A 23,065-nucleotide genomic window follows, 5' to 3' on the forward strand; every position below is an offset into this window, starting at 1 on the left:
ATGGAATTAGGAAAAAAACAGATGCTTACGGTAGTAAAGGTAGTTGATTTCGGAGTATATCTGGGAGATGACAGAGAAAAGGTTCTTCTTCCGAAGAAGCAGGTTCCGGCAGGAATCGAACCGGGCGATCCGATTGAGGTGTTTTTGTATAAGGATTCTTCTGACCGTCTGATCGCAACGGTCAATGAACCGAAGCTTACACTGGGGGAAAGTGCAATCCTGAAGGTAGCGCAGGTTGGCAAATTCGGTGCCTTCCTGGACTGGGGACTGGAAAAGGATCTGTTCCTGCCATTTAAGGAGCAGACTTATAAGGTGAAACCGGGGGATGAATGTCTGGTAGGACTTTATATTGATAAGAGCCAGAGACTCTGTGCGACCATGAAGGTATATGAGTATCTGACCAGTGATTCTCCTTATCAGAAGGATGATCAGGTAGAGGGAATCGTTTACGAAGTGAGTGATAATTTTGGGGCTTTCGTTGCAGTGGACGGAAAATATTCTGCGCTTGTGCCAAAGAGAGAAGCACCGAAAAGTCTAAGACCGGGAATGAAGATCCATGCGAGAGTGACAGAAGTAAAACCGGATGGAAAGCTGAATTTAAGTGTCCGTGAGAAAGCATTTATCCAGATGGATAAGGATGCGCTTCTGGTACTGGCGCGTCTGGAAGAAAAGGGCGGAATCCTTCCGTTTAACGATAAAGCAGATGCGGAGGTGATCCGTGCGGAGTTTGATCTGAGCAAGAATGCATTCAAGCGTGCAGTCGGACATCTGTATAAAGAGCGTAAGATCGAGATCCGTAAGGACAGTATTGTTTTGAAATAGATATTGTGATTATGCACAAAAAACAGACTGTTAAATTGTTCACAATGCCCAAAACGCTGATTTAAAAAAAAACCCTTGATTTTCAAAAAAAAATTGTATATATTGAGGGTGTAAAAGATAGGAAGAGATAAAAGAAAAGGAGTGTACATCATGAAGGTACAGAATATTACAAACATTGATAAGTTTTTTGAAGTAGTAGACAGCTGCAAAGGAAAAGTAGAACTTGTAACAGGAGAAGGCGACAGACTGAATCTGAAATCTAAACTTTCTCAGTATGTTTCTATGGCAAATATTTTCTCTAACGGAGAGATTCCGGAACTGGAAATCATTGCATACGAAAAAGAAGACATCGATAAACTGGTTAACTTCATGATCAATGGCTAATTTATATAAATACCAGGAATAGTGAGAAGCAGGAATCAAAGTGATTTGGTTCCTGCTTTTTTGTGTATACGATGAGCCAAGTGCAGATTTGTGCTTGCACAAGGATCTGCATTTGGCGAATGTACATCATCGAGCTGTTAAGCGAGATGGTGTACAAAGTATACAAATCGAGTAGGAGTCAGCCTACTCGATTGTGGAGAGAGACGGTCTGCGAGGGGGAGGTTGTGTGGCGGATTTAGAAAAAGAATAGGTGTGAAGTCCATTGTGCAGGGCATTCCGATGAGCCTCTGAGAACGAAAATTGTGTCAGCAAAAGCTTCCACAATTTTTGAGTCTCATCTCCATTGCACAATAAGTGCCTTCACACCTATTCTTTTTCTAAATCCCTCTCAAGACTTTGGGCGCAGACCTGGCGGCTGCTAAACATAAAAATTCAGGAAACTATAGAGAGATAGTTTCCTGGTATATGGGAGAGGGTATTTATATTGAGGGTGGGTTAGGTTAGTTTGCGCGTAATGATTCAATAAATGGTGTCAGGAGGGATTCGCCGTATTGAAGCAGGGAGAAGCTTCTCTGGGTGAGACACCAGGAGTAGGTGAGACCGATCTGGGCAGAGGTGATCATCTGGGAGAGCTCGACGTAGGAGTAGTCTGACTTTAGTTCTCCACATTTGATCCCGTCGAAAAGGATCTTGCGCAGGATCTTATAATAATTACGATCCGGGTTTAAAATATGTCTGGTTCCGGTAGTAGCTACCTGAAGACCGTAGAGGGGCGCAAAGAGATCCATATATGGTGAGTGCTCCAGGTTATTCAGCACAAAATGGTTGAAGGCGAGCAGCAGATCGGCGGCTGGAAGCGTCCGGTCGCAGGTCTGAAGCCAGCTATCATAGTCACTGTCGTAGGAATAGGCGAGGCTGAAGAGAAGTTCATCTTTTCCACGAAAATGGTGGTAAAAGGTGCTGCGGGAATTACCGGAGAGTTCGATGATCTGCGCGATCGTAGTTTCGTCATAGCCCTGTTCTGTGAACAGCTTCCATGCTGCATCCATGATGTCCTGTTTTGCATGTCGTTTGCCGTGAGTTGTCATAATTGATCGTTCCTGCCTTCTTAAAAGTATTGAAGCTATTGTAACACAGGGATGTGGAGAGTGCAATGTTTTGTTTTTGCATACATTTTATTGAAAATGTCCATATAAGGATAATATGGTTGACTTTATTTGAACACTTTAGTAGAATGAAGGGTATAAAAAGCAGAACGTAGTTCGGAATACAGTATCTTTTTAGACCGTAGTACGAAAACGAACTACAGTGCTTTTGGAGGTGTAAGATGGAAAAATTAAAACTTGCAGCCGGCATGACAGGAGAACAGAAGCGTTATGCGGTTGAAGCAGCACTACTTCTGGGATTTCAGACAGAGACAGCTACATTTCCGGTGATCACAGCGGACGGTGAGATTCCGGTGCCGGAGAATATGGAAGAGCTGAAAGCCCTGTGGAAAAAGAGTACAGGGGGAACACCGGAAGAGTACGAATCAGCATCAAAGCATACAGGTCCGATCTTTGATCTGGATTTCCGTAAGGAAAAAGGGCTGGAGACGATGCTTCAGAAAGGGGATTTCCTGAAAGACGAGAATCAGGATCTTCTTCCGGATGTGTTGGATGTGAAGATTGTACTTTCGGAGGATGCAGATGATGCGATGCTCGTTGCAGCATGTAACCTGGCATGGCGTTTTGGTATGGAGACGACCGGATATAAAGGAACTATTACGGCAGATGCAGCTTATACAGGCAACCGGCTCGTTCTGGAAAAAGCAGAGCAGACAGAGCTTGTACGGGAAAAAGAAGGAGAAAGTGTAAAAGTATCTCTTCGCGGTGACGGAGAGGAACTAATCGCATTTACCTCCCGCCTTTGTATGGAATTTCCACAGATCAATGGTCAGAGAAGCTGGAAAGACCTGCTGATGGATATGGTGGATGACTTTGTACTGCGCGGCGCAGATGGCCAGCTTGCAGCTTTGAAAGCGATGCAGAAAGAGCAGACAGGAGAATACGAAGTGTACGGATCTCCGCTCTGGAATGATACACAGAAAAAAGAAGCCGGGGATGCAAAGGTATATAATTACAAATCCGGACAGAAGATGTACGAGAAGGTGTATGAGCTTCCGTGGGAAGTGGAAGTTTTTGAAAAACTTCTGGAAGAAAAGGTTTATCCGCAGATCGGGAAAGGAAGCAAGGTAAAGATTACCGGTGCGGTAAGTGAAAATATAAAAGTACGCCAGAAGATAAAAGAAAAAATCGAAGACAGAATCCAGATGTTAGGTGCCAAGCCGGAGGATACCTCCGTTATCTGTGCATACAAACAGGGATATTCCTGGATCGTTGAAGAGATGCTTCCAGTGATGAAGGAAGCGCAGGCAGATCAGGTTGAGATTTATTTCAAACCGTTCCTGCCGGAAGGCCAGACAGACTGGCTGGATGAGAACGGTGCAACCCCGTCCTATCACAATCTGAATGCAGACACTCCGGACAAGTGGTATGATCTTCCGATCCGCTATCTGCAGGAACTGTATCCGGTAGAAGATATTCTGGTAAAAGAGCTTGGAATTGAAAGAGATAAAGTCATTTTCAAAGCTTATGAAGGCGAAGAAGATATCACTTATCTCTGCAAGGGGATCAAGGACGAAAAGGTCTGCTGTGAGGATACTTACAAAGCAGTCTGGTCGGAAAGACCATATATGGATGAATATCCGCAGATGGGAAAGGTTCATCCGGCAACCGGTTATGTAAAAGCAGAGATTGACGGACAGGAAGTATTTTATCAGACCGTCCGTACCGATATGGAAGAGATCTGGGATGTTTATCAGAAGGAAGTTCTTCCGGATTGCAGACGATATATTGAGGAAAAGACAGGCGGAAAGATTTCCGCAGACCTGCAGCCGTTCTTCCATGAACTGCGTCTGGACGTGACCGCAAGTGAACCGGACTATGCGACCGGATCAAGAGAGGATCTGATCTCTTCACTGGATGCTTTGCATGAAGATATGTATTTTGTCGGAAGCGACTATTTTAAAAATTACGGTGTGAAGAAAGCAGATGTCATGCTGGATGCGCCGGGACTGATCCTTCCGGTGATCCATGAAAAAGAAGGCAGACCGGTATTTAAGGTGACACTGACCGAGCCGTTAAAAGAAGAAGCATGCATTGTAAAAGATGGAAAAGCGGTTCTTTTACAGAGAAAACGCGAAGAAGCAGATGCATGGATCCGTGCCATTTCATGGGAAAATGATAATTTTACTTTCCATATCCGCACAAATGGTGTACAATCTAATGTATTACACACTTACTCAACATTGTGGTCAAAGGGTGTACTGGCAGAGTGTGAAAGTGTTGCTGCAGGTACGAAGCTTTTGTTTGAAAGTGAGCAGGGCGAGATACAGTATGCAGCACTTACACCGGAAAGAGAAGAAAAACCAAAGACGAAACGGATTGAAGAGATTGACCTGCATGAGCATGAACTGATCGGATATGATACTTACCGTGAGATCATCGAAGAACTGAAGCAGGTTCCTGGAATCGAAGTGTTCCGGACTGCGGTATCTTATACAGGACGTGAACTCTATGCAGTATGGATCAAACCGGAATACGAAGGATATCTGTCCATGACGAAGCGTATATCAAGAATTCCTGGCGAGATGATCAATGCAAGACATCATGCAAATGAAGTATCTTCGACAAATGCAGCATTTATCCTGATCAAGAAGCTGCTGACAGAAGATGTTTACAAAGATTTACCGGATAAACTGAATCTGGTGATCGTTCCGATGGAAAATGTGGATGGTGCGGCAATCCATTATGAATTGCAGAAAGAGCATCCAAACTGGAAATTCCATGTGGCAAGATTTAATTCGCTTGGAAAAGAGTTCTACTATGAACATTTCCAGCAGGATACGATCCACAGCGAGGCGATGGGATTAACCCGTATTTATGACCGGTATGTCCCGGATATGATCGTGGACAATCACGGAGTACCGAGCCATGAATGGGAGCAGCAGTTTTCGGGTTATACCTCCCCGTCTTACAAAGGCTTCTGGCTTCCGAGATCTCTGCTTTATGGTTATTTCTGGTATGTGACCAATCCAGAGTACAAGGACAATTACCCGGTCAATAAGGTAATGGAAGATGTGATAGCAGACAAGATTGCCGAGTATCCGGAGATGAGAGAATTGAACCGTGAATGGAGTGCTCAGTTTGAAAAATATGCACATGCATGGATGCCGAAATTGTTCCCGGCAAACTATTATAAAGAAATGATCAACTACTGGATCCCGTTCGCGGCAGATCCAAACCATCGTTATCCGTCGATCCGTTTTCCGTGGATCACAACGGTTGCTTATACCAGCGAGGTTGCAGATGAGACCGCACAGGGTGAATACCTGAATTTGTGTGCAAGGGCTCATGTGGCACATGACGAGGCGACTATCCGGATGTTGATGGAAGCAGTGCATGTGATGGAATGTCATCTGGAAGAGCAGGATGGACAGATTTTGACCAGTTACATAAGACAGCGTCCGATGATTGTCAAAGTGACTGGAAAAAATAAATAACTTTTTAATACTTTTCTAAAGGAGGAGTTAGGTATGGAACTCATCAAATTACTTGGCGTGTTAATCGTAATCGTTGGATTCGCGCTGAAACTGGATTCAATCCTCATTATTTTCCTGGCCCTTATCGCGACAGGGATTGTTGGAGGACTTGGAGTGGGCGGACTTCTGGAAACAATCGGTACAAACTTTGTAGCGAACAGAAGTATGGCAATCTTTATCATGATCCTGCTGGTTACAGGTACACTGGAAAGAAACGGTCTGCGTGAAGCAGCGGCAAACCTGATCCGTAAAGTAAAAAGTGCGACAGCAGGTAAGCTTGTTGCTGTATATGGTATGCTGAATGCTCTGTTTGGAGCATTCAATGTCAGCTTCGGTGGAGTTGCCGGATTTATCCGTCCGGTACTGCTTCCGATGATCGAAGGTGCGATCAGCAATAAAGAAGGAAAAGCAAATGAAGATCACGTAGAAGAAGCAAAAGGACTTGCTGTTGCTATGCAGAACTTCACATGGTTCTTCTTCCAGGTACTGTTCGTAGGTGGTGCCGGCGGAATCCTTGTACAGACAACACTTGCAGGTCTTGGATACGAAGTAGAACTGATCGACCTTGCAGCAGCTGAAATCCCGGTAGCATTAGTTGCACTTGTTGTTTCCTGCGCATTTGTTATTTTGAAAGATAACAAACTGATGAAGAAATACTATGGAAAATCAACAGATACTAAGAAATAGAGGGAGGAAGACAGATGAGTAATTTAAAATTTATACAGGTCGGCGATTCGTTTAATGCAATCGGACTGAATGTAGTATGGGTAATTATCGGATTGATCACGATTTACGCAGGAATCAAGAACCTGCTGGATAAAGAGAATCCGTCAAGAGTCGGAACCGCTGTTTTCTGGTGCTCTTTCGGTATCGTTTGTGGATTTGGTTCATGGCTCCCGGCAAAGGTTTCTGGTGTGCTTGTTCTGATCATGTGCCTGCCGCCGATCTTCAAGAAAGTAAAAATCGGAAAAACAGATAATCCGACAAAGGAACACACAGAACAGCAGTTTAAGAAGATCGGAATGAAGATATTTGTCCCGGCATTCTCCGTAGCGGTATGCTCCCTGTTCTTTGCATTATTCAGTAATATGAGTTCTATGGTCGCAATTACCGTTGGTGTGATTGTAGCTATGGTCTTACTGATGGCATTCGATACAAAACAGAATAAACCGGCAGTCTTTTTGAATGATTCTGAAAGATTCCTTGGAATCACAGGACCTCTCAGTATGCTGCCACAGCTGCTTGGATGTCTTGGAGGTGTATTTACCGCTGCAGGAGTTGGCGATGTAATCGCACAGCTTGTTGAAAAGATTGTTCCAAAGGGAAATGTAAATATCGGGATCATCGTTTATGCAATCGGTATGGTACTCTTTACCATGATCATGGGAAATGCATTCGCAGCTATCACCGTTATGACAGTTGGTATCGGTGCACCGTTCGTTCTTGCTTACGGTGCTAATCCGGTGGTGATCGGTATGCTCGCACTTACATGTGGATACTGTGGAACTCTGCTTACACCGATGGCAGCGAACTTCAACATCCTGCCGGTTGCGATCCTGAACATGAAGGACCGCTGGGGCGCTATCAAAAATCAGGTTCTGGTTGCAATTTTTATGCTTGTGTTCCAGATCTGTTATATGATAGTATTAAAGTAAATAAGACATAAGTAGCTAAGGTCATTATTTCACTGGAAAAGCAGAAAATAATGGCCTTAGAATTCGTAAGCTTATTCTAGTTTTGGGTATGGAGAAAGAAGAGGGACATATGACACCGAATATGGAACGGGGTGCCCGGATCATTATTCACGAATGGGTAAAAGTAAGGGCGTGGGACAAAGTACTGATCGTGACATCGAAGGAATATCTTGCAGAAGCAAAAGCAATGGAAAAAGAGGCTTCCGGAAAAGCACGGTCAGTGAATACACTGCTTGTCGAGAACAAGGGACGCCATGTGGGAATCTTTTTTGATGATAATGAAGCAGTTTTTGATCCTTATACGGCAATTATCGCGGCGACAGAGTATTCGCTGGTGACAACGAAAGCCGCAAAGCGTGCGATACAAAGACACAAGAAATTTTTGTCCTTGCCACTGGCAACCAATGACGGAAGATCTTTTCTGGAATACGATTTCCTGACGATGGATACGAAGAAGAGCCGACTGATGGCAAAGGCATTTATCAAATATCTCAAGTATTCAGAAAAAGTCCGTGTGACAACTCCGGCAGGAACGGATATGATGTTCTACAAAGTGGGCAGAGATCCGGGATTTTTTAACGGAGTTCTAAAGGATGGAAAGGGATATTCTTCTTCCAGTATTGAGGTCTATGTCCCGATCGAGGAGACAAAGACAGAAGGTGTGATGGTGCTTGACGGTTCTCTGGGATATATTGGTCGCGCAGAGGAACCGACAAGGATTTTATTTAAAGGCGGACGGATTACGGAGATTGAAGAGACTCCGACCGGTATTCGGTTGAAAAAATACATGGAAGATTATCAGGATCCCCGGATCTATATTGCGGGGGAACTCGGAATCGGGCTTAATTCATGCTCACAATGCCTTGGAAACTGCTATATTGAAGATGAATCTGCTTATGGGACATTCCATGTAGGACTTGGGCGTAATATTGCTCTTGGAGGTATTCAGAACGCCAAAGGGCATTTTGATCTGGTATGTATGGAACCGGATATCTACACGGACAACCGACAGATTATGCAGCAGGGGAAGGTTATTATCCCGGAGCCTGTGTTATACTAAGAGATATAAAGGAGGAAATTAACATGAAGGTTTTATTAACAGGATTTGATCCATTTGGAGGAGAAAGCGTAAACCCGGCATTTGAGGCAATCAAGCTTCTTCCGTCAACAATTGCGGGGGCAGAGATCGTATATGTAGAGATCCCTACAGAGTTCAAGAAAAGTGCACCGGCAGTTGAAGCGGCAATCAAAGAACATAACCCGGATATAGTGATCAATGTAGGTCAGGCAGGCGGACGTTCCTGCGTCACTGTAGAAAAAGTAGGAATCAACCTTGCAGATGCCCGGATTCCGGACAATGCAGGTGACCAGCCACTTGATGAGCCACTTCAGGCAGACGGTCCAACCGGATACTTTGCAACAATTCCGGTAAATGCAATGGTTCAGAATGTACGTGCTCACGGACTTCCATGCCATGTATCTTTCACGGCAGGAACCTACGTATGCAACTGTGTAATGTACAATGTACTGCATATGTGTGCAACCAAATACACTAACATCCGTGCCGGATTTATCCATGTACCATATGCTTGCGATCAGGTTGTAGATAAGGCGAACGGAATGGCAAGTATGCCGCTTGAGACAATCGCAAAGTCTCTGGAGTATTGTGTTGAAGCTGTAGTGAATAATACAGAAGATGTAAAAGAGGTTATGGGAACTACTCACTAGTTTTATGAAAGAAAAAAGTACCGCTGTGTCAGAATGAAGCTGATGCGGCGGTGTTTTTTTGTAAAATTTTATTGGAAATATAATTTCATGTCGCTTAATGAAAATGGACGTTCATTATATATTAAGAAATTCTATTATAAAGAAAAAGAATTGATTTGTCACGGGCAGAAATGTTATGTATAATATGCATAAAGAAAGTCGAAGCGGAAATAAGAAAAATGAACAATTTTATGAACGGAGAGAGCTTTTTCAAAAAACAAGTTGATTAAGAAGGTGAAGAAAAAAATCTAGTGGGGAAAAGATTATCGTAAAAATAGAATATGGATGGAAAACAATAACAGAGGCGAAGGAGAAGTGAAATGAGTAATTTAATGGGGATGCTGACGACTATCCAAAGTTATGTATGGGGACCTCCGACATTGTTGCTGTTGATCGGTACAGGGCTTTACTTTACGATTAAATTGAGAGGACTGCAGATCACAAAATTTCCACGTGCAGTAAGGGCCATTTTTGAAAAAGAAAGTGGGACCGGAAGCGGAGAAGGAGATGTATCGGCATTTGCGACTTTATGTACAACGATGGCAGCAGACATAGGAACGGGAAGTATTGTTGGAGTTGCAACGGCGCTTCGAATTGGTGGACCGGGATCGTTATTCTGGATGTGGATTTCAGCCATACTTGGTATGGTGACGAAATACTCAGAAAGTCTTTTAGCGGTAAAATACCGAGTGACGGACGAGAATAACCAGATGGCCGGCGGACCGATGTTTTATATCCAAAATGGTATGGGAGAGAGATTTATCTGGCTTGCAAAAGTCTTTTCTGTGTTTGGCATGTGTACAGCGTTATTTGGCTGCGGAACGTTCCCGCAGGTAAATGCGATCACAGAATCTGTCAATGTGACATTCCATATACCGATCATTGTAGCAGGAGTCATCATAACAGTGCTTACTGCAGTTGTAACGATCGGAGGAATTAAAAGTATTTCAAAGGTTGCTGAAATTGTAGTGCCGATCATGGCGCTTACTTTTCTCGGAGGCTCGGTAGTGGCGCTGGTGATTAACCGGGCTGCAGTACCGGGTGCTTTTAAGGCCATTTTTACCTGTGCATTTGCAAAAGAATCGGTAATAGGAGGGACTGCAGGAACGGGTGTCATCACGTTTATAACGGTTATGAGAACCGGAATTGCCAGAGGTGTCTATACAAATGAGGCAGGACTTGGAAGTTCACCGATCGTTGCAGCGGCAGCGAAAACGAATTCTGGTGTAAGACAGGGTCTTCTTTCCATGACAAGTGTATTTGTTACTACGATTCTGACCTGTTCCGTGACAGGACTAGTTATCATCAGCAGCGGGCTGATGGACAGTTCGGATATGAACGGAAGCACACTTGTTACAGCTGCTTATAACATGTGTCTGCCACACAATATAGGCATGTATCTGATCGCAGTAGGAATTATGTTCTTTGCATTTACCACCATTCTGGGATGGAATTATTACGGAGAACGCTGCCTGGTTTATCTGACCGGCACAACAAAATGGATCAAACCATATAAGATCATCTACATTGCAGCGATTGCACTGGCACCGTTTTTATCGCTGGAACCAATCTGGCTTCTTGCAGATATCACGAATGCGCTGATGATCATTCCAAACCTGATCGCAATCATTGCACTTAGAAAAGTGATCATTGGGGAAACAAAACTGTATTTTTCAAAACGAAATGAAGAAAAAATGTCTGCTGCGGTAAAAGCAGTGGAGTAAGAAAAGAAACCGTCGCATTGGAAATGAGATCTGATGCGGCGGTATTTTTGCGTTAGAGGATAAATAAGGTTGTGACACCAACGCCCCAAAAAGAAAGTTAACACGATTCCCGCTTTCAGGGGTTCATCGGAATGTTTTGCCGAGGGGAACCGGAGTATATATATTTGGAAATCCGCCGCCCACCAACCTATAAAATTTTCCCCACACCAGTTGGAAATCCCCCTCATTTCTGCTAAAATGGAACACAGAGAAAAGGAGCGAACACAATATGAATTTTGCGCATTTGCACGTCCACACGGAATACAGCCTTCTGGACGGTTCGAATAAAATTAAAGAATATGTTGCCAGAGTCAAAGAACTGGGGATGACAGCGGCTGCGATCACAGACCACGGTGTCATGTACGGCGTCATTGACTTCTACAGAGCCGCAAGAGCGGCAGGAATCAATCCTGTACTGGGATGTGAAGTCTATGTGGCACCGGGATCCAGATTCGACAAAACAGCCGTAGGACGCGATGAGGACCGATATTATCACCTGGTACTTCTTGCCGAGAATAATACAGGCTACGCCAATCTGATGAAGATCGTGTCACGTGCATTTACGGAAGGTTACTATTATAAGCCAAGAGTAGATTATGAGCTTCTGGAGACCTATCACGAAGGAATCATTGCCCTCAGTGCATGTCTTGCCGGAGAGGTACAGAGAAACCTGGCGAGAGGGATGTATGAAGAAGGGAAAAAAGCTGCGCTTCATTATGAACAGATTTTTGGGAAAGGCAACTTTTTCCTGGAACTGCAGGATCATGGGATCCCGGAACAGCGCACCGTTAACCAGCAGTTGATGCGTCTGTCGCAGGAGATCGGAATCGACCTTGTGGCGACAAATGACGTGCATTATACTTACGCAGAAGATGAAAAGCCACATGATATCCTGCTTTGCCTTCAGACAGGGAAAAAGCTCGCAGACGAGGATCGGATGCGCTATGAAGGCGGACAGTACTACGTGAAGTCCAAAGAAGAGATGGCAGCACTTTTCCCATATGCACCGGAGGCGCTGGAAAATACACAGAAGATTGCAGACAGATGCCATGTAGAGATTGAATTTGGTGTGACCAAGCTTCCGAAATTCGATGTGCCGGAAGGATTTACCTCATGGGAATATTTGAATAAGCTCTGTTTTGACGGACTAAAAAGACGATATGGAGAAGACCCGGATCCAGCTCTTGTGGAGCGCCTGAATTATGAATTGGGCGTTATCAAAAGCATGGGTTACGTGGATTACTTCCTTATTGTATGGGATTTCATTCATTTTGCAAAAAGCAACGGAATCATGGTTGGACCTGGGCGTGGATCTGCGGCGGGAAGCATTGTGGCGTATACACTTGCGATCACCAATATCGATCCGATCCGGTATCAGCTGCTGTTCGAGCGTTTTCTGAATCCGGAACGTGTGTCCATGCCAGATATCGATGTGGACTTCTGCTTTGAAAGAAGGCAGGAAGTCATTGATTATGTTGTGCGTAAATACGGAAAAGACCGGGTAGTGCAGATCGTAACCTTTGGTACACTGCAGGCGCGCGGGGTGCTGCGGGATGTGGGAAGAGTTATGGATCTTCCGTATGCTTTTGTGGATTCAATTGCAAAGATGATTCCGAAAGAACTGAATATTACACTGGATAAATCCCTGAAGATGAACCATGAGCTGAAGAAGCTCTATGATGAAGACCCACAGGTAAAAGAGCTGATCGATATGTCAAAGAGACTGGAAGGTCTGCCACGGCATACATCTATGCATGCCGCGGGAGTCGTGATCAGCCAGAAGGATGTGGATGAATATGTTCCGCTGGCACTTGGAGCGGACAACAATGTAGTCACACAGTTTACCATGACCACGCTGGAAGAACTGGGACTTCTGAAAATGGATTTCCTTGGGCTTCGTACCCTGACCGTCATCCAGGATGCGATCAGACTGGTTGAAAAAAGTACCGGTGTGAAGCTGGTAACAGAAAAATTAAATTATAATGATAAAGCAGTGCTTGACTATATCGGAACCGGAAAGACGGACGGTATTTTCCAGATAGAAAGTGCAGGGATGAAGAGCTTCATGAAGGAACTTCGTCCACAGAGTCTGGAAGATATTATCGCCGGAATTTCTCTTTACCGGCCAGGTCCGATGGATTTCATTCCACAGTATATCAAAGGAAAGAACCATCCGGAGCTGATTACTTACGAATGCCCGCAGTTAAAGCCGATCCTGGCACCGACCTATGGCTGCATTGTATATCAGGAACAGGTTATGCAGATCGTGCGTGACCTCGCCGGATATTCACTTGGGCGAAGCGACCTTGTACGCCGTGCCATGAGTAAGAAAAAGGGCGACGTGATGCAGAGAGAGCGTCAGAATTTTGTATATGGTAATGAAGAAGAAGGCATTCCGGGTTGTGTCAAAAATGGAATCGATGAAAAAGTTGCGAATAAGATCTATGATGAAATGATCGATTTTGCAAAGTATGCGTTCAACAAATCACATGCGGCAGCGTATGCGGTTGTCTCATACCAGACAGCGTATCTGAAATATTATTATCCGGTAGAATATATGGCAGCGCTTATGACTTCTGTCATCGACAATCCGGGAAAGGTTGCCGAATACATTTACACTTGCCGACAGATGGGAATTTCTATCCTGCCGCCGGATATCAATCGTGGGGTTGGTGATTTCTCTGTAGATAACGGTAATATCCGTTACGGACTTGCGGCGATCAAGGGGGTTGGAAGACCGGTGATCGAGCAGATCATCCGGGACAGAGAAGAGCATGGCACGTTTCGTGATCTGAAGGATTTTCTGGAACGGCTTTCCGGTAAGGAAGTCAATAAACGTGCGGTAGAAAACTTTATCAAATCCGGCGCATTTGACAGTCTGAAAGGGACTAGAAAGCAGTTTATGATCATTTATGTACAGATCATGGATCAGGTAGCACAGAACAAGAAAAATTCACTTGCCGGACAGATGTCGCTCTTTGATATTGTAGATGACGAACAGAAAAAAGAATTTGAGGTTACGCTTCCGGATGTGGGAGAATACCAGAAGGAAACGATGCTTGCATTTGAAAAAGAAGTACTCGGCGTGTATATCAGCGGACATCCATTGGAAGAATATGAAGAGAAATGGCGCAAGAGTATTTCCGCAACGACATTGGATTTTCAGCTTGATGAAGAGATCGGACGGACAAAAGTGCGTGACGGGTCAAGGGAGATCATCGGTGGTATGATCACATCGAAGACGATCAAATATACAAAGAAGAATCAAACGATGGCATTTATTACCGTAGAGGATCTTCTTGGAACGGTAGAGGTTGTCATTTTCCCGCAGAGCTATGAGAAAAGCCAGCAGTATCTGCAGGAGGACAGCAAAGTATTTGTGCGGGGACGTGTATCGGAAGAAGATGATAATGCAAGTAAGCTGATCTGTGAAGAGGTGATTCCGTTTGAGATGATGAAAAAAGAACTGTGGATCCAGTATACCGACAAACAGAGTTACCTTCAAGATGAGCAGAATCTGTTCCGGATGCTCGCGGAAAGTGAGGGTGAGGACCAGGTTGTAATCTTCTGCAAAGCGGAGAGAGCGGTAAAAAGACTTCCTAAAAACGCAAATATCCAGGTAGAACCTGGAATTTTGAGCAGATTGACGAATTATTTTGGAGAAGATTGTGTAAAAGTAATAGAAAAACCCATTGAAATGAAGGGGTGAATATTATACAATAACGTGTGGATTGAGATAAATTAAGCAAAAGGATAGTAAAGTTACAAAGTAGAAGAGACGGAGGAGACATATCATGGCAGAAAAAGTAATCAGAACTATCGGCGTATTGACCAGTGGTGGAGACGCACCGGGAATGAACGCTGCAATCCGTGCAGTTGTAAGAACCGCATTGGGAAAAGGACTGAAGGTAAGAGGAATCAGAAGAGGTTATTCAGGACTTCTTAACGAGGAAATTATTGATTTAAGTGCCAGAGATGTATCAGACACGATCCAGAGAGGTGGAACGATTCTTCTGACAGCCCGTTGCGAGGAAATGCGTACACCAGAAGGACAGCAGAAAGCAGCAGCAATCTGTAAGAAATATGGAATTGACGGTCTGGTAGTTATCGGAGGAGACGGTTCCTTCAAGGGAGCACAGAAATTATCTGATTTTGGAGTAAATACAATCGGACTTCCGGGAACGATCGATCTTGATATCGCATGTACAGAATACACAATCGGATTCGATACAGCGGTTAATACAGCGATGGAAGCAATTGACAAAGTACGTGATACATCTACATCACATGAAAGATGTAGTATTATCGAAGTTATGGGACGTGATGCGGGATACCTTGCACTGTGGTGCGGTATTGCCAATGGAGCAGAGAAGATTCTTCTTCCTGAGGAACATGACTACGATGAAGCAAAGATTATTGCAGACATCAAAGAAAGCAGAAAACGCGGTAAAAAGCATTACATTATCATCAATGCCGAAGGTATCGGTGATTCTATGAATATGGCAAAGAGAATCGAAAAAGAGACGGGTATGGAGACACGTGCTACTATTCTTGGTCATATGCAGCGTGGAGGAAGCCCGACAGCAAAAGACAGAGTTTATGCATCTATCATGGGATCTCTTGCTGTAGATCTTCTTCTTGAAGGAAAGACAAACCGTGTAGTAGGATACAAACATGGCGAGTATATTGACTTCGATATCAACGAAGCACTGGCAATGCAGAAAGGAATTCCGGAGTACCAGTACGATATCGCAAAACAGCTTGCCATCTAATAACAGACAGATTGGATGACGTGTATGACACAGGATGTATTATTGACGATTTCCGGACTGCATGATATGGCATTTGCAGATCCGGAAGAAAATGAAGAGAATGAGCCGATCGAAGTGATCACTCCGGCGAGCTATTACTGGAAGAACGGAAAGCATTATATTCTTTATGATGAAGTAATGGAAGGGATTCCGGGGGTGGTTAAGAATAAGATCAAGATCACTGGTGAAGATTCGATGGAGATCATGAAGAGCGGAATTACGAATGCACATATGGTATTTGAGAAGAATCAGATGAATGTCACATATTATGATACACCGTATGGGCAGCTTCATGTCGGAATTCATACACGGAAGCTGGATGTGAATGTGGATGATGAGCGAATTGATATTGCTGTTGAGTACGGGCTTGATGTGAATCATGAAGCGACGGCAGACTGCCGGATCGCAATGAGCATAAGACCGAAAGCACAGGCAGAGGAAGCAATTTCAGGAAAATAAAACAAAAAGGGTAAATGATTCAATCAGCTCAGAATCATTTACCCTTTTTTGTTACTTGTTCCGCAGTCTTGCCCAGAATCCTTTTTTCTTAGGTGGAGTCTCAAGAGAACCTCTGACTCCTTTTACTGCAGTGATGTAAATACCGCTTACGGTTGCTTTTACTTCTTTTTTGACTGGAATAAGATCATAGATGCTTGCATCACACATCAGAGTCATGATCTTTGGTCCGACTTTTGCCTTGACTACAGGTACCTTTGAACGACGAAGATACTTAGGTGTATTTTCAAGAACAACTGACGGGAAACCGGCATCTTTAAGCTTCATCTTACCTTTGTCGATAACCAGGATGTTGACCTGCTGTGCAGCAGCTGCAATCATCTCTTCCTGTTCTGCCTGCTTTTTCTGCGCTTTCTTACCGAGGAAATACAGAACAACCAGGGCGATAAGCAGTACGGCAAGAATTACCAGTAATACGATCGTTATCTTACTCACGGGTTTTCCTCCTCAAATCATATTTACACATAGCTTATTGTAGCATTGTTTGTAGACAAGTGCAAGTAATTTGAAGTTTTTGGAGGCTTTTTGAAAGTAATGGAAAATCTGAAATAAATGTGAATTTTGGGAAATCCCTTTTCAATGACGGATTATGTGTTATAATCATATATAGCGCTCTGATGTGGGTGATTTGGACAGTCAGAGAGAATGAAGATATAAGAGGTGTAAAAGAAAATGAAAAAGAAATTAGCAGTACTGGCAGCAGGTATCTGTGCATTGTCATTATTTCTTACCGGATGCTCCGGGGAGATTTCCAATGATTATGTTACGATTACAAAATATAAAGGTGTGGAGATTGATAAAGTAGATGCGGATACGGTATCGGATAATGATGTAGAAGCACAGATCAACAGTGTACTTCAGTCTAAATCAACTACAACAGAAGTTACAGACCGTGCAGCACAAACCGGAGATACGGTAACGATCGACTACGAAGGAAAGAAAGATGGTGTGGCATTTGATGGTGGAACAGCGACAGATGCACAGCTTACATTAGGAAGTGGTCAGTTTATTGACGGATTTGAGGATGGCGTTGTCGGACACAATATTGGCGATACTTTTGATCTGAATCTGACTTTCCCGGAGAACTATGGAAATGAAGATCTTGCAGGTCAGGCAGTTGTATTTACCGTTACACTGAAGGGAATCAGCCAGACCGATGTACCGGAACTTACCGATGAATTTGTACAGAGTGTTTCTGATACTTCCAAGACGGTGGAAGAGTACAAAAAGGAAATTAAAAAATCTCTGAAAAAAAACAGCAAAGAAAACCGGCAGAATACAATCAAGGAAAATGCATGGAAAGCAGTACTTGAGAACACAACTGTGAACAAGTATCCGAAGAAGGATCTGAAGAATATGATCAGTTCGATCAAGACACAGTATAAGAATATGGCATCTTATTATAACGTTGATTTTGCAGATTTCCTTAAACAGTATATGAATATGGATGAGGAAACTTTTAATTCAAAGGCAACCCAGGCTGCAAAGGATCAGGTAAAGGCCAACCTTGCGGCAGATCTGATCATTGAGAAAGCAAAGATCGATGTGTCAGATAAGACACTTGAGAAGAAGTATAAGGAGTATGCAAAGGCTTACGGATACGAAGATGTAGATGCACTCAAAAAAGCACTGGAAGATGCTGGAAACCTGGAGAATCTGGAGAAGACAGCAAGACTGGATATCGTAGAAGACTGGGTAGCAGACAACTGCAAGCAGGTGAAAAGTACTTCATCTGACAGCAGCAAAAGCGGTTCAAACAGTACAGGAAGTACCGGCAGCACAGAAAATACAAAATAGATATAAGCAAACATTCAAAAGGCGGAGAATAAAATCTCCGTCTTTTTTCTTCCTGAAGGGAATGGTATGATATAGAAAGTAATTGTTTTTACAAAATGAAATATACTACAGGAGGACAAGATGAAAGCAGTACTTTTTGATATGGATGGCATCCTGATCGATACAGAGAAATATCTGACAGTATACAAACAAAAGGCAATGCGGGAGGCGGGATACCGGTTGGATCTGGAAACGGCATACAAATTCCGCAGTTGTGCATCCGTATTTGCAAGAGAACAGATGAAGGGAATTTTTGGAGAGGATTTCCCATACGATGAGCTCAGACGGCGCAGACAGGAACTGATGAGTGATCACATTGCGCGTTTCGGAATTGAGAAGAAACCGTATGTGGAAGAGACGATCAAGGAGCTGAAAAGACGTGGTTATCAGACGGCAGTCGTGACGGCTACAGCGGAAGACAGGGCTGTGCGTTATCTGGAAATGGTCGGATTTAAAGAGCTGTTTGATGAGATCATCAGTGCATCTATGGTGAAATTGGGAAAACCGAGACCGGATGTGTATCTCTATGCCTGTGAGAAGATCGGGCGGAAGCCTGAAGAGTGCATGGCGGTCGAAGATTCACCAAACGGGGTAAATGCGGCTTACCAGGCGGGCTGCCATGTGACGATGGTTCCGGATCTGACACCTGCAGACGAAGAGGTCAAAAAGATGGCAGATCATGTCGTTCCAGACCTGCGAGGACTTCTGGAATATCTGAAATAACCCCTGGAAATGAGGAGAGCCGATATCCGGTTTCCCGAATATCGGCGTTTATGAAAAAGAAAAATTTTATTATGTGAAAAGGTTTATTTCCTTTTGACAATTATTAGTATACTCGTATCTTGTGAAAAAAGTGTGTTTATAATTTGAAAGAATTATGAACGTTTGTGAACATATTATACATATATTCTGAAGGGACCGCAGACAGCAGAGTCTGCAGCCCGACAAAAGGGATTTAGTCTGTTCCGGGAAGCATCGACCGGACGAAAAGCGAAAACAATTCCCGCATACATGGAGAAGTAAAAAACATGGATTCCGGATGCCACTGAACGCCAAGTGCAAAAGGCTGTCCTTCGATTTCAATTGCCTCAACTGTGCCATCAGAAGTGTGTGCACATGCATGGACATTTTTTCCGAGCAGATGAACGGACTGATGGTGGAAACTATTGGTATACAGAGTGTCTCCGGTCAGTTCATGAAGATGGCTGTCTTTGGCGATGAAAATCTGGTGCCACATATCGCTGCGGTTCTGTGAGGTCTGCATATGCAGAAAAGGATCTCCGGGCTGACAGGAAAGATCCTGGTAGATACTTCCGCCACAGGCGGCGTTGAGCACCTGCATACCCCGGCAGATGCCGATTACCGGAAGATGACGTTTTAAGATTTCCTCTGCAAAATGAATCTGGAAAAGATCTACAGAAAGATTGGTCTGTCCTACACCTGGAAGTGGATCTTCATTGAAGAGAAACGGTGTAAAATCACCTCCTCCGGGGAGCAGAAATCCATCGCATATGTCAAGATAAGAATTGATCGGGAAGTCCTGAGGAAGAATCGGTATCAGTAGGGGGATTCCTCCGGAAATGCGGACTGCCCGCACATAGGTATCGGTTACAAACTGGTTTTTGCCGTCGAAGCCACAGCATAAGATTCCAACAACTGGTTTCATATTTACAATCCTCCTCTTTATCAGATAAATCAGTTGTTACAAAATATGTGGAGTCTGTATGAAATATGTATTATAATAGAAAAAGCAACATGCCAGATGGCAGGAAAGGAGTTCCTATGAAACTGGTTATTCCGGAATATAAAACATTAGAACTTGATACGATATTTTTAGATATGAACGGGACGATCGCTGTGGACGGCGTGATCCCGCCGAGTGTGAAGGAACGTCTTATCGCACTTTCAGAGCAGTTCCGAATTTATGTACTGACTGCAGATACGCATGGAAATGCGAAAGCGCAGTGCGAAGGGCTTCCGGTGATCCTGGAGACATTTCCGACAGGTAATGCAAAGGAGTATAAAAGGGAATTGGTAAAAGCAACCGGTGCAAAACGCTGTGTGGCAATCGGTAATGGCAGAAACGATGAGTGGATGCTGAAAGAGGCGGCGCTTTCCATCGCTGTTATGGACCGGGAAGGGGTCTATGGGAAATTATTGAAAAATGCGGATCTCTGTGTCAGATCTATGCAGGATGGACTGGATCTTCTGCTCTATCCAGGTCGGATCATTGCAGGACTCCGTGGATAATATTTGCAGAAGAATACGTAAGAGTATGTGGAAGGAGAAAAGATGCGTCAGGCTATAGTGACATTGAAAAAGGGTGAGGGACGTCTGCTGAAATCAGGCGGCGCCTGGATATTCGATAATGAAATTGATTCGATTATGGGAGAATTTGAGAATGGTGATATTGTGATCGTCCATGATTTTGACGGGTACGGAATGGGAAGAGGATTTATCAATATGAATTCTAAGATCCGGATCCGTATGATGACAAGAAAGCAGGATCAGGAGATCGATCATGCATTTCTGGAAATGCGGGTGAGAGATGCGTGGGAATACCGGAAAAAGACAGTAGATACATCAAGCTGCCGTGTGATTTTCGGGGAAGCGGATTTTCTTCCCGGACTGGTGATTGATAAGTTCTCGGATGTGTTGGTTGTAGAGTCTCTTGCACTCGGAATTGACCGGATGAAAGAAGAAATCGTGGACATTTTGAAAGCGGTACTTTCAGAAGATGGAATTACGATCCGTGGCGTGTATGAACGAAGCGATGCAAAGGTTCGTCAGAATGAAGGCATGGAGAGAGTCAAAGGCTTTATCGGTGAAGAATTTGATACCAAAGTTGAGATTGTGGAAAATGGTGTCAGATATATGGTTGATGTCAAAGACGGACAGAAGACAGGATTTTTCCTGGATCAGAAATACAATCGTCTGGCCATCCAGAGACTTTGCAAGGATGCAGAGGTGCTGGACTGCTTCACGCACACAGGCTCTTTTGCGCTGAATGCAGGGATTGCAGGGGCAAAGCATGTGACAGGTGTAGATGCTTCAGAACTTGGCATAGAACAGGCAAGAGAGAACACAAGACTCAATGGATTAGAGGATAGAGTTGAATTTGTCTGTGCAGATGTATTTGACCTGCTTCCAAAGCTGGAAGAAGAAGGAAAGCAGTATGATGTGGTAATCCTGGATCCACCTGCATTTACCAAATCCCGTAAGACGATCAAGAATGCGACAAAGGGATATCGTGAGATTAATATGCGCGGAATGAAGCTGGTAAAACCAGGCGGATATCTGGCAACCTGTTCCTGCTCGCATTTTATGGATTATGAGCTTTTTACGAAGACGATCCACCAGGCAGCGCAGAATGTGCATAAGAGAGTCAGACAGGTAGAATACCGGACACAGGCACCGGATCATCCGATTCTGTGGTCGGCAGAAGAATCGTATTATCTTAAATTCTATGTGTTTCAGATCGTGGATGAAAAATAAGAAGCAGAGATTTAGATAATAGTAAAAATAAAGTGCAGAGATGTATATTTACAAATAAATATACGTCTCTGTATTTTTAGTTTTCTAACAGTTTCAGAAATGCAGAAGTGTTACTTATAATCCGTTGGCTAATAAGTAACATACTTTTATAATTGTAATAGAGGAGGAAGAGTATGATTACTGAAAAAGTTGGATCAAGAATAAAAGAATTAAGAAGAGCTCTTGAGTTGAGTCAGGAAAAATTGGCGTTAAAAGCAGAAGTTGACAGAACTTATTTGGCGGGAGTCGAACAGGGGAAAAGAAATCCTTCAATTAAGAGTCTGGAAAAAATTTTAAAAGCACTTGAAGTTAGTTTTGGCGAATTTTTTAAAGATATGTAATGTTGACTATAAGTAACAAATAGTGTATTATGGAGGGTGTAAAATGACAAGACGAGAATATGGATTGTTGGAAGATCATATTATAAATACATTTAGAAATGACAGAGTGTTTTTATACCATGGAAAGATGTGCGAGGCAATAGAGGCTGATAAACCAAGACCGCAAAGCATGGGTGGCGAATGTAAGACGGATGTTTTTGTCAGGGCAAAAATACAGGATACAGGAGAAGAGTTTGAGATAAAGATATCCGTAAAGAAAACAAATAAAGAGTTTATGGGAAATAAATTGAAACAAAAAGATGTTGAATCATATATAGGACCAGACTGGGAGAATATTCTTATTGAAGCAACTACGTCTATGAGGGATTCTTTTGAAAATAGAACGTTAATGTATGCATCAGGGCACTATCCAATAAAACCAAATTCAATTACGGTTGGCTGGAAATTAGAAATAGCAGACAGAGCAAGAGCTTTGTCGGTACCTATACCATTAAGTGAGAGAAGGATTAAAGATTATATTTATAAAGGGATAAATCAGACGTCAGACAAAAAAGACGCTGTCGTAAATGGGCGGGTTGTTCCAGACTCAGGAGTTGCAGACTATCTGCTTGTTACATGCAAGGAGAATATTAAAACAGCTAACGATGTGATTGAGCAGATGGAATTGATTGATAATGTCGATATAGGCGATACATATTTTATTTTTACTGCTAATAATTACAGGACAGATGTTAAAAAGGCAGATGGTCCGAGAGCTTTGGCAGTTAGAATTGAATGGGTGGTTGATAATGGAAAAATGACTCCAAAATTTCACTATGATCATCCATTGCAATATACGGGAGAACAGGATATGGCTCCAATCGTTCGACATGCATTAGATTATCTTGGAAAAGAAAATATTACTGATATGAATCCAGGAATAGATGTTGATAAGTATTTATTTGAAGAGTAAATT

The 23,065-nt window shown here is 43.4% G+C and carries 20 protein-coding genes; 17 read left to right on the forward strand and 3 right to left on the reverse strand.

Going from position 1 to position 23,065, the window contains the following annotated elements; genetic code table 11:
• Both PGY05_RS02755 and PGY05_RS02760 read left to right on the forward strand, forming a co-directional pair.
• Complete coding sequence (locus PGY05_RS02755; protein WP_270475317.1) at positions 1-822, forward strand: CvfB family protein; 822 nt, start codon at positions 1-3, stop codon at positions 820-822.
• 150 nt (positions 823-972) lie between these two features.
• Complete coding sequence (locus PGY05_RS02760; RefSeq protein ID WP_008368971.1) at positions 973-1,206, forward strand: hypothetical protein; 234 nt, start codon at positions 973-975, stop codon at positions 1,204-1,206.
• Between the two features lie 500 nt (positions 1,207-1,706).
• Here the strand turns inward: PGY05_RS02760 and PGY05_RS02765 are convergent, their stop codons facing one another.
• A complete protein-coding gene (locus PGY05_RS02765; protein WP_173686404.1) occupies positions 1,707-2,294 on the reverse strand; it encodes a TetR/AcrR family transcriptional regulator in 588 nt (195 codons plus the stop codon).
• Positions 2,295-2,533: 239 nt separating this feature from the next.
• On the opposite strand from PGY05_RS02765, the gene PGY05_RS02770 reads away from it, so the two are divergent.
• The 9 genes from PGY05_RS02770 to PGY05_RS02810 all read left to right on the forward strand — a co-directional run bounded on the left by PGY05_RS02770 (position 2,534) and on the right by PGY05_RS02810 (position 16,342).
• Complete coding sequence (locus tag PGY05_RS02770) at positions 2,534-5,809, forward strand: M14 family metallopeptidase (RefSeq protein ID WP_270475318.1); 3,276 nt, start codon at positions 2,534-2,536, stop codon at positions 5,807-5,809.
• Positions 5,810-5,842: 33 nt separating this feature from the next.
• The gene (locus PGY05_RS02775) at positions 5,843-6,535 is read left to right on the forward strand and encodes a 5-oxoproline transporter, DUF969 family subunit (RefSeq protein WP_055297428.1); all 693 of its coding nucleotides are present in this window, start codon (positions 5,843-5,845) and stop codon (positions 6,533-6,535) included.
• Positions 6,536-6,549: 14 nt separating this feature from the next.
• Positions 6,550-7,503 (forward strand): DUF979 domain-containing protein, encoded by a 954-nt coding sequence (locus PGY05_RS02780; protein WP_055157932.1) that lies wholly within the window; start codon positions 6,550-6,552, stop codon positions 7,501-7,503.
• Positions 7,504-7,591: 88 nt separating this feature from the next.
• Entirely contained in the window at positions 7,592-8,602 is a 1,011-nt protein-coding gene (locus tag PGY05_RS02785) for a peptidase (RefSeq protein ID WP_243861752.1), read from the forward strand.
• A gap of 23 nt (positions 8,603-8,625) precedes the next feature.
• Positions 8,626-9,270, forward strand: a complete 645-nt coding sequence (pcp, locus tag PGY05_RS02790; protein ID WP_008368953.1) for a pyroglutamyl-peptidase I — start codon at positions 8,626-8,628, stop codon at positions 9,268-9,270.
• Positions 9,271-9,629: 359 nt separating this feature from the next.
• Complete coding sequence (locus tag PGY05_RS02795; protein ID WP_270475319.1) at positions 9,630-11,033, forward strand: alanine/glycine:cation symporter family protein; 1,404 nt, start codon at positions 9,630-9,632, stop codon at positions 11,031-11,033.
• A 268-nt stretch (positions 11,034-11,301) separates the two neighbouring features.
• Complete coding sequence (locus PGY05_RS02800) at positions 11,302-14,781, forward strand: DNA polymerase III subunit alpha (protein WP_270475320.1); 3,480 nt, start codon at positions 11,302-11,304, stop codon at positions 14,779-14,781.
• Positions 14,782-14,866: 85 nt separating this feature from the next.
• Positions 14,867-15,844, forward strand: a complete 978-nt coding sequence (pfkA, locus tag PGY05_RS02805) for a 6-phosphofructokinase (RefSeq protein ID WP_008368944.1) — start codon at positions 14,867-14,869, stop codon at positions 15,842-15,844.
• Between the two features lie 24 nt (positions 15,845-15,868).
• Positions 15,869-16,342 (forward strand): DUF1934 domain-containing protein, encoded by a 474-nt coding sequence (locus PGY05_RS02810; protein ID WP_055247913.1) that lies wholly within the window; start codon positions 15,869-15,871, stop codon positions 16,340-16,342.
• A gap of 51 nt (positions 16,343-16,393) precedes the next feature.
• Here the strand turns inward: PGY05_RS02810 and PGY05_RS02815 are convergent, their stop codons facing one another.
• Complete coding sequence (locus tag PGY05_RS02815) at positions 16,394-16,834, reverse strand: hypothetical protein (protein WP_022221110.1); 441 nt, start codon at positions 16,832-16,834, stop codon at positions 16,394-16,396.
• Between the two features lie 237 nt (positions 16,835-17,071).
• Between PGY05_RS02815 and tig the strand changes: the two genes are divergently transcribed.
• Positions 17,072-18,196, forward strand: coding sequence for a trigger factor (gene tig, locus PGY05_RS02820; protein WP_195508935.1), 1,125 nt, complete (start codon positions 17,072-17,074; stop codon positions 18,194-18,196).
• A 120-nt stretch (positions 18,197-18,316) separates the two neighbouring features.
• Positions 18,317-18,958, forward strand: coding sequence for an HAD family hydrolase (locus PGY05_RS02825; RefSeq protein ID WP_008368935.1), 642 nt, complete (start codon positions 18,317-18,319; stop codon positions 18,956-18,958).
• A gap of 232 nt (positions 18,959-19,190) precedes the next feature.
• Here PGY05_RS02825 and PGY05_RS02830 read toward each other — a convergent pair whose 3' ends face one another.
• Complete coding sequence (locus tag PGY05_RS02830) at positions 19,191-19,901, reverse strand: gamma-glutamyl-gamma-aminobutyrate hydrolase family protein (protein ID WP_008368933.1); 711 nt, start codon at positions 19,899-19,901, stop codon at positions 19,191-19,193.
• Positions 19,902-20,017: 116 nt separating this feature from the next.
• Here PGY05_RS02830 and PGY05_RS02835 point away from each other — a divergent pair, with 116 nt between their 5' ends.
• From PGY05_RS02835 to PGY05_RS02850, 4 genes are all read left to right on the forward strand, one after another.
• The gene (locus PGY05_RS02835) at positions 20,018-20,485 is read left to right on the forward strand and encodes an HAD family hydrolase (RefSeq protein ID WP_022221108.1); all 468 of its coding nucleotides are present in this window, start codon (positions 20,018-20,020) and stop codon (positions 20,483-20,485) included.
• A gap of 42 nt (positions 20,486-20,527) precedes the next feature.
• Positions 20,528-21,730, forward strand: coding sequence for a class I SAM-dependent rRNA methyltransferase (locus tag PGY05_RS02840; RefSeq protein ID WP_156337644.1), 1,203 nt, complete (start codon positions 20,528-20,530; stop codon positions 21,728-21,730).
• 173 nt (positions 21,731-21,903) lie between these two features.
• Positions 21,904-22,110: a helix-turn-helix domain-containing protein gene (locus PGY05_RS02845; protein WP_270475321.1), complete on the forward strand. Its 207-nt coding sequence runs from the start codon at positions 21,904-21,906 to the stop codon at positions 22,108-22,110.
• A 43-nt stretch (positions 22,111-22,153) separates the two neighbouring features.
• Positions 22,154-23,062, forward strand: coding sequence for a hypothetical protein (locus PGY05_RS02850; RefSeq protein ID WP_270475322.1), 909 nt, complete (start codon positions 22,154-22,156; stop codon positions 23,060-23,062).
• Positions 23,063-23,065 lie beyond the last annotated feature (3 nt).

The sequence above is a fragment of the Coprococcus sp. AF51-11b1 genome, from assembly GCF_027682785.1.
Taxonomy (GTDB): Bacteria; Bacillota; Clostridia; order Lachnospirales; family Lachnospiraceae; genus Allocoprococcus; species Allocoprococcus comes.

Excerpts from the sequence above, each read along its gene's own strand:
- PGY05_RS02770 (WP_270475318.1), top strand. The coding sequence starts at position 2,534 with ATGGAAAAATTAAAACTTGCAGCCGGCATGACAGGAGAACAGAAGCGT.
- PGY05_RS02835 (WP_022221108.1), top strand. The coding sequence starts at position 20,018 with ATGAAACTGGTTATTCCGGAATATAAAACATTAGAACTTGATACGATA.
- PGY05_RS02755 (WP_270475317.1), top strand. The coding sequence starts at position 1 with ATGGAATTAGGAAAAAAACAGATGCTTACGGTAGTAAAGGTAGTTGAT.
- PGY05_RS02780 (WP_055157932.1), top strand. The coding sequence starts at position 6,550 with ATGAGTAATTTAAAATTTATACAGGTCGGCGATTCGTTTAATGCAATC.
- PGY05_RS02765 (WP_173686404.1), bottom strand. The coding sequence starts at position 2,294 with ATGACAACTCACGGCAAACGACATGCAAAACAGGACATCATGGATGCA.
- PGY05_RS02825 (WP_008368935.1), top strand. The coding sequence starts at position 18,317 with ATGAAAGCAGTACTTTTTGATATGGATGGCATCCTGATCGATACAGAG.
- pcp (WP_008368953.1), top strand. The coding sequence starts at position 8,626 with ATGAAGGTTTTATTAACAGGATTTGATCCATTTGGAGGAGAAAGCGTA.
- PGY05_RS02795 (WP_270475319.1), top strand. The coding sequence starts at position 9,630 with ATGAGTAATTTAATGGGGATGCTGACGACTATCCAAAGTTATGTATGG.
- PGY05_RS02830 (WP_008368933.1), bottom strand. The coding sequence starts at position 19,901 with ATGAAACCAGTTGTTGGAATCTTATGCTGTGGCTTCGACGGCAAAAAC.
- PGY05_RS02840 (WP_156337644.1), top strand. The coding sequence starts at position 20,528 with ATGCGTCAGGCTATAGTGACATTGAAAAAGGGTGAGGGACGTCTGCTG.
- PGY05_RS02810 (WP_055247913.1), top strand. The coding sequence starts at position 15,869 with ATGACACAGGATGTATTATTGACGATTTCCGGACTGCATGATATGGCA.
- PGY05_RS02800 (WP_270475320.1), top strand. The coding sequence starts at position 11,302 with ATGAATTTTGCGCATTTGCACGTCCACACGGAATACAGCCTTCTGGAC.
- PGY05_RS02850 (WP_270475322.1), top strand. The coding sequence starts at position 22,154 with ATGACAAGACGAGAATATGGATTGTTGGAAGATCATATTATAAATACA.
- PGY05_RS02775 (WP_055297428.1), top strand. The coding sequence starts at position 5,843 with ATGGAACTCATCAAATTACTTGGCGTGTTAATCGTAATCGTTGGATTC.
- PGY05_RS02785 (WP_243861752.1), top strand. The coding sequence starts at position 7,592 with ATGGAGAAAGAAGAGGGACATATGACACCGAATATGGAACGGGGTGCC.
- pfkA (WP_008368944.1), top strand. The coding sequence starts at position 14,867 with ATGGCAGAAAAAGTAATCAGAACTATCGGCGTATTGACCAGTGGTGGA.
- tig (WP_195508935.1), top strand. The coding sequence starts at position 17,072 with ATGAAAAAGAAATTAGCAGTACTGGCAGCAGGTATCTGTGCATTGTCA.
- PGY05_RS02845 (WP_270475321.1), top strand. The coding sequence starts at position 21,904 with ATGATTACTGAAAAAGTTGGATCAAGAATAAAAGAATTAAGAAGAGCT.
- PGY05_RS02760 (WP_008368971.1), top strand. The coding sequence starts at position 973 with ATGAAGGTACAGAATATTACAAACATTGATAAGTTTTTTGAAGTAGTA.